Genomic DNA, 5,528 nt, shown 5'->3' with positions numbered 1-5,528 from the left:
TTTGATACGGCCAAGCTTTTCAGCTCTGAACACCTCAGAAAAGCTTGACCGCCAACAGAGTATCTACGTTTGTTTCGGGCCAATTATTCCTGTGGGATTTGCGCGCGAACGCCTTGGCGCATGCCTCAAAATCGCGTCGTACGAACAAGGCGGCCGCGCGCATCTGGCACAGGGGTTACTGGCCCGAAACAAACGTAGGAGCGAGCGCAGCTCGCGATGCGCCGCGCGGGCGGCGCTCGATTTCACAGGCGCTGAAGATGCTGCGGCTACCCTTGCCAGAAACCATAGAATCTCCCACAGGGTCGCATCTGCCTCGCGCCTCGTGCAGTACCTGTGGGAGCCGGCTTGCCGGCGATAGGGCCGGTACAGGCTTACTTGCGCGCTTTGAGGATTACAAACTTGGGCGTAGCCGCTATCTGCTCCACCCCACGGAACAACCGCGCCAGCTTGCTGTGATAGCCCAGGTGGCGGTTGCCCACGATGTACAGGGCCCCGCCCACCACCAACGCTTCGCGTGCCTGCTGGAACATGCGCCAGGCAAGAAAATCGCCAACCACCTGTTGCTGGTGGAACGGCGGGTTGCAGAGCACCACATCCAGCGACTGTTTTTCGACCCCGGCCAAGCCGTCGGCTGCTTCGAAGGTGGCCGGCCGCTCACCCAAGGCGGCGCGCCAGTTCTCCCGTGCCGATTGCACCGCCATGTACGACTCGTCGACCAAGGTGTACTCGGCATCCGGGTTGGCCAGGGCACTGGCAATGGCCAGCACCCCGTTGCCACAGCCCAGGTCTGCTACCCGCGCGCGGCCGAGGTCGCGTGGCAGGTGCGGCAGGAACGCCCGGGTGCCGATATCCAGGCCTTCACGGCAGAACACGTTGGCATGGTTGAGCAATTCCAGCGCCGGGGTGTCCAGGCGGTAACGGCTAGGGTAGGGCGAGCGGGCCAGGGGGCGCTCTGCCAGCGTCGCGGTGAGCAGGCGGGCCTTCTTTTGCGCCAGCGAAGCCTGCACCGGGCCGATGTATTTCTCCAACAGGTCACCGGCCGCGCGTGGCAAGTGCTTGACCATTGCCCCGGCAATCACCTGCGCAGCGGGGGCCAGCTGCCCCTGCAGGCGAATCAGTTGCTCTTCGAGCAGGGCCAGGGTTTTAGGCACGCGCAGCAGCACCCGGTCGAACGGGCCCTGCCAGTGCTCGCTGGCTGGCACGAACGGCACGCTGTCGAACGGCAGGCCATTGCGCGCCAGGTTCTTTTCCAGGGCCATGTGCGCCAGGTGGGAGTCGCCGCTGCTGGTCACCTGCACCTTGCCAGCCAGGCTGGCGGCCACGGCCCCGAAGCTGTCGTTGAGCACCAGCACCCGGCAGTTGGCGTCAGGTGCCTGCGCGTGCAACTGCGCGAGCAGGTATTCGTCGGCGGCATCGAAAGCCTGCAAAGGGTCGTTGGCCTGTTCGGGCTGGCGGATCAGGTCGAGTTCGGCGTAAGGGGTGGTCAACAGGGGCATGGCGTCTGGCTCGGGTATGAAACTGCCCGTTGCGGTTCGCCCCGGGCTTTGCCAGGCGATTCTACAGGGCTTTGCCCCGGGTCGCAGGTCTGAAGGTCAGATCCAGCCGCGCAACGCGGCAATGGCGATGGCGCCAGCCTTGTTGGCGGCATTGGTCTTGGTGATCACGCTGCGGATATGGAAATTCACCGTGCTTTGCGACAACGACAGAATGCAGGCAACGTCGGCAGCGGTCTTGCCAGCGGCGGACCATTTCAGCACTTCCAGCTCACGCGCGCTCATCTTCGGTTGTGGCGGGCATAACGCGTTCAGATGGTGTTCGCCGAGCACGGCATGCAGCGTGTGGCACAGCCACTGCACACTGCCGGCCTTCTCGTAGAGCTCGTTGATGTCGATGCTGCCCGCCGGGCGGGCCACGCTGATCTGGCTCTCGTTGTGTTGCAGGTCGTGCAGCGACTGCGTCCAACCGTGACGCAGGCCATGTTGGCAGGCTGCTTCGCGAAAGTGCGGGGCCTCATGATAGAGCTCGTCGGTCCACAGCACCGGCAGGGTCGACTGGTGGCTGAGGTGGGCGGCGCAGTCCTGCTTGTAGAAGTCGTCGCGCTGATAGCAACTGATCCATTCATCGGGATAGTTGCTGTACAGGTAGAGCCTGGGCGTCTGGGTCGCGATCTGAATGCGCAGGTTCAGCCCCAGGTACTGCATGGCCAGGTCCTGCGCCAGATGCACTGCGATGTTGAACAGCTTCTTTGGGCTGCGCTCGCTGACGAACGCATCAAGATGTTCAGGTTTCCAGTGAAGCATCTGAAACACTCCTTGAGGCGCGGGATTCAATCCGTTTGAGAATCAGGACTAGTGTAGGAAAAGACCTACCGTTGTGTTGGGATTTTTTGCTATAGCCAACCGCATTCTCTGCGACTTTCATACCGGCACCCGGCGTGAGGCCCTACAAAGCGGTGGTTTTTATCCCGAGCACTTTAGGCGACACTGTGCACACGCCAACCCTGGAGCCCGATATGACCGCTAGCGCCGAAAAGTTCACCCGCCAGACCCTGCTCGATGTTCAGCCGCTGACGCCGAACCTCTTCAGCCTGCGGGTTACGCGCGATGCCGGGTTCCGATTCCGTTCCGGCCAGTTCGCCCGGCTGGGCGTCACCAAGGCCGATGGCAGCGTGGTATGGCGCGCCTATTCCATGGTCAGTGCGCCCCATGACGAGCACCTGGATTTCTTCTCCATCGTGGTGCCGGGCGGCGAGTTCACCAGTGAGCTGAGCCGCCTGGGGGCAGGTGATACCTTGCTGATAGACCGCCAGGCGTTTGGCTTCCTCACCCTCGACCGGTTCGTCGGCGGCCGCGACCTGTGGCTGCTGGCTACCGGTACCGGCATTGCGCCGTTCATGTCGATCCTGCAGGACTTCGAGGCCTGGGAGCGGTTCGACAGCATCAAACTGGTGTATTCGGTGCGCGAGGCCAGAGAGCTGGCTTATGTGGATGAAATTGCCGGGCTGGAACAGCGCGATTATCTGGCCGAGTTTGCTGGCAAGTTGCAATTCATTCCGGTGGTGACCCGCGAGCAGCACCCTGGCGCGCTGAACCAGCGCATTACCACGCTGATCGAGAACGGTGAGTTGGAGAAGGCGGCGGGGCTGGAACTGTCCCCCCAGCATTCGCGGGTGATGCTGTGCGGCAACCCGGAGATGATCGACGAGACACGCAAGGTGCTCAAGGCACGCGACCTGCAGTTGAGCCTGAGCAAGCGGCCCGGCCAGGTGGCGGTCGAGAATTACTGGTAAGGCGCTGGGCCTGGGCACCGGCGCTGCCGGTGCCGGCGAGCAGGAGCGGGCTGCAAGGCAGCCCGGCAACCTCAAGGCAGGCGGTTCTGATTCTGCGTCTTGAGCAAATCGCGAATCTCGGTCAGCAGGGTTTCCTGGGGGGTAGGCACTGGCGGGGCAGTCGGTGCCACGGCCTCTTCACGCTTGAGCCGGTTGATGGCCTTCACGCCCATGAAAATGGCGAAGGCCACGATCAGGAAGTCGATCACGGTCTGGATGAACTTGCCATAGGCCAGCACCACCGCCGGTACGTCACCTTGAGCGGCTTTCAGGGTAATGGCCAGATCGCTGAAATCCACACCACCAATCAACAGGCCCAGCGGAGGCATGATCACGTCGCCGACGAAGGACGAGACGATCTTGCCGAAGGCTGCGCCGATGATGATACCAACCGCCATGTCGACGACGTTGCCTTTGACCGCGAAGGCCTTGAACTCATTGAGCATGCCCATGTTTAGATCCTTGTAACAAAAGGTGAGGTAAACGCAGTGTAAGCCACTTGAACGCTTCATGCGTTGTGTTCAGGGCAACTGACTGCGGTTAGAACGAATAGTTTTGTCGCATCCCGAAGCGCTCGAGGCACGTGCGGCTCGGCTATCATGGCGATTTTTCCAGGAGACCCCAACCCATGGCCAAGGCCAAGCGCATGTATGGCTGCACCGAGTGCGGCGCGACCTTCCCCAAATGGGCCGGCCAGTGTGGTGAATGCGGGGCCTGGAACACCCTGGTCGAAACCATGATCGAAAGCGGCGGTGCCGCTGCGCCCAGCAGTGGCCGCGCCGGCTGGACCGGGCAGCAGGCACAGATCAAGACCCTGGCCGAAGTCAGCGTCGAGGAGATCCCCCGTTTCACCACCAGCAGCACCGAGCTCGACCGTGTGTTGGGTGGCGGCCTGGTAGACGGCTCGGTGGTGCTGATTGGTGGCGACCCCGGTATCGGCAAGTCGACCATCCTGCTGCAGACCCTGTGCAATATCGCCGTGGGCATGCCGGCACTGTATGTCACTGGCGAGGAATCGCAGCAACAGGTGGCCATGCGCTCGCGCCGCCTGGGCCTGCCCCAGGACAAGCTCAAGGTCATGACCGAAACCTGCATCGAGACGATCATTGCCACGGCACGTGTCGAAAAACCGCGGGTAATGGTGATCGACTCCATCCAGACCATCTTCACCGAGCAGTTGCAGTCAGCCCCTGGTGGCGTTGCCCAGGTGCGTGAAAGCACGGCGTTGCTGGTGCGTTATGCCAAGCAGAGCGGCACGGCCATCTTCCTGGTCGGCCATGTCACCAAGGAGGGCTCGCTGGCCGGCCCGCGGGTGCTGGAGCACATGGTCGATACCGTGTTGTATTTCGAGGGCGAGTCCGACGGCCGCCTGCGCTTGCTGCGGGCGGTGAAGAACCGCTTCGGCGCCGTCAACGAGCTGGGCGTGTTCGGCATGACCGACCGCGGCTTGAAGGAGGTATCCAACCCGTCGGCGATCTTCCTCAACCGTACCCAGGAGGAAGTGCCGGGCAGCGTGGTGATGGCCACCTGGGAAGGCACCCGGCCCATGCTGGTCGAGGTGCAGGCGCTGGTGGACGACAGCCACCTGGCCAACCCGCGCCGGGTCACCCTGGGCCTGGACCAGAACCGCCTGGCCATGCTGCTGGCGGTACTGCACCGCCACGGCGGTATACCCACCCACGACCAGGACGTGTTCCTCAATGTGGTGGGCGGGGTCAAGGTGCTGGAAACCGCTTCGGACCTGGCGCTGCTGGCGGCGGTGATGTCCAGCCTGCGCAATCGGCCACTGGCCCATGGTCTGCTGGTGTTCGGCGAGATCGGCTTGTCGGGCGAGGTACGCCCGGTGCCAAGCGGGCAGGAGCGCTTGAAGGAAGCGGCCAAGCACGGCTTCAAGCGGGCGATCGTGCCCAAGGGCAATGCGCCGAAGGAGCCGCCAGCGGGGCTGCAGGTCATTGCCGTGACCCGGCTGGAGCAGGCCCTGGATGCATTGTTCGAGTAATTCGTAGCCTGTACTGGCCCTATCGCCGGCAAGCCAGCTCCCACAAGGATCGCCTTAGGGCTGACAGGTGTTTGCCACAAGGTATGGCAGCGCCTGTTGGAGCGAGCGCCGCCCGCGCGGCGCAATCGCGAGCTGCGCTCGCTCCTACGTTTGTTTCGGGCCAATTATTCCTGTGGGATTCGCGCGCGAACGCCTTGGTGC

General features: G+C 63.1%; 5 protein-coding genes. 2 read left to right on the top strand and 3 right to left on the bottom strand.

Going from position 1 to position 5,528, the window contains the following annotated elements:
- Positions 1-371: 371 nt before the first annotated feature.
- Together QME24_RS24525 and QME24_RS24520 are read right to left on the bottom strand one after the other, a co-directional pair.
- Positions 372-1,496: a methyltransferase gene (locus QME24_RS24525; RefSeq protein ID WP_054906272.1), complete on the bottom strand. Its 1,125-nt coding sequence runs from the start codon at positions 1,494-1,496 to the stop codon at positions 372-374.
- 96 nt (positions 1,497-1,592) lie between these two features.
- Positions 1,593-2,300, bottom strand: a complete 708-nt coding sequence (locus QME24_RS24520) for an autoinducer binding domain-containing protein (RefSeq protein WP_054906273.1) — start codon at positions 2,298-2,300, stop codon at positions 1,593-1,595.
- A gap of 212 nt (positions 2,301-2,512) precedes the next feature.
- Here QME24_RS24520 and QME24_RS24515 point away from each other — a divergent pair, with 212 nt between their 5' ends.
- Positions 2,513-3,289, top strand: coding sequence for a ferredoxin--NADP reductase (locus QME24_RS24515; RefSeq protein ID WP_281691081.1), 777 nt, complete (start codon positions 2,513-2,515; stop codon positions 3,287-3,289).
- Between the two features lie 71 nt (positions 3,290-3,360).
- Here the strand turns inward: QME24_RS24515 and mscL are convergent, their stop codons facing one another.
- Positions 3,361-3,780 carry a large-conductance mechanosensitive channel protein MscL gene (gene mscL, locus QME24_RS24510; RefSeq protein ID WP_029888025.1) on the bottom strand — a complete coding sequence of 140 codons (420 nt, stop codon included), beginning with the start codon at positions 3,778-3,780 and terminating at the stop codon, positions 3,361-3,363.
- Between the two features lie 176 nt (positions 3,781-3,956).
- On the opposite strand from mscL, the gene radA reads away from it, so the two are divergent.
- The gene (gene radA, locus QME24_RS24505; RefSeq protein ID WP_009681282.1) at positions 3,957-5,327 is read left to right on the top strand and encodes a DNA repair protein RadA; all 1,371 of its coding nucleotides are present in this window, start codon (positions 3,957-3,959) and stop codon (positions 5,325-5,327) included.
- The last annotated feature ends 201 nt before the right edge of the window (positions 5,328-5,528 follow it).

The sequence above is a fragment of the Pseudomonas sp. PARCl1 genome, assembly GCF_947311875.1.
Classification (GTDB): domain Bacteria; phylum Pseudomonadota; class Gammaproteobacteria; order Pseudomonadales; family Pseudomonadaceae; genus Aquipseudomonas; species Aquipseudomonas juntendi.
The sequence above is the reverse complement of the archived record's forward strand: the minus strand, read 5'-3'. Positions and strand labels throughout refer to the sequence as shown.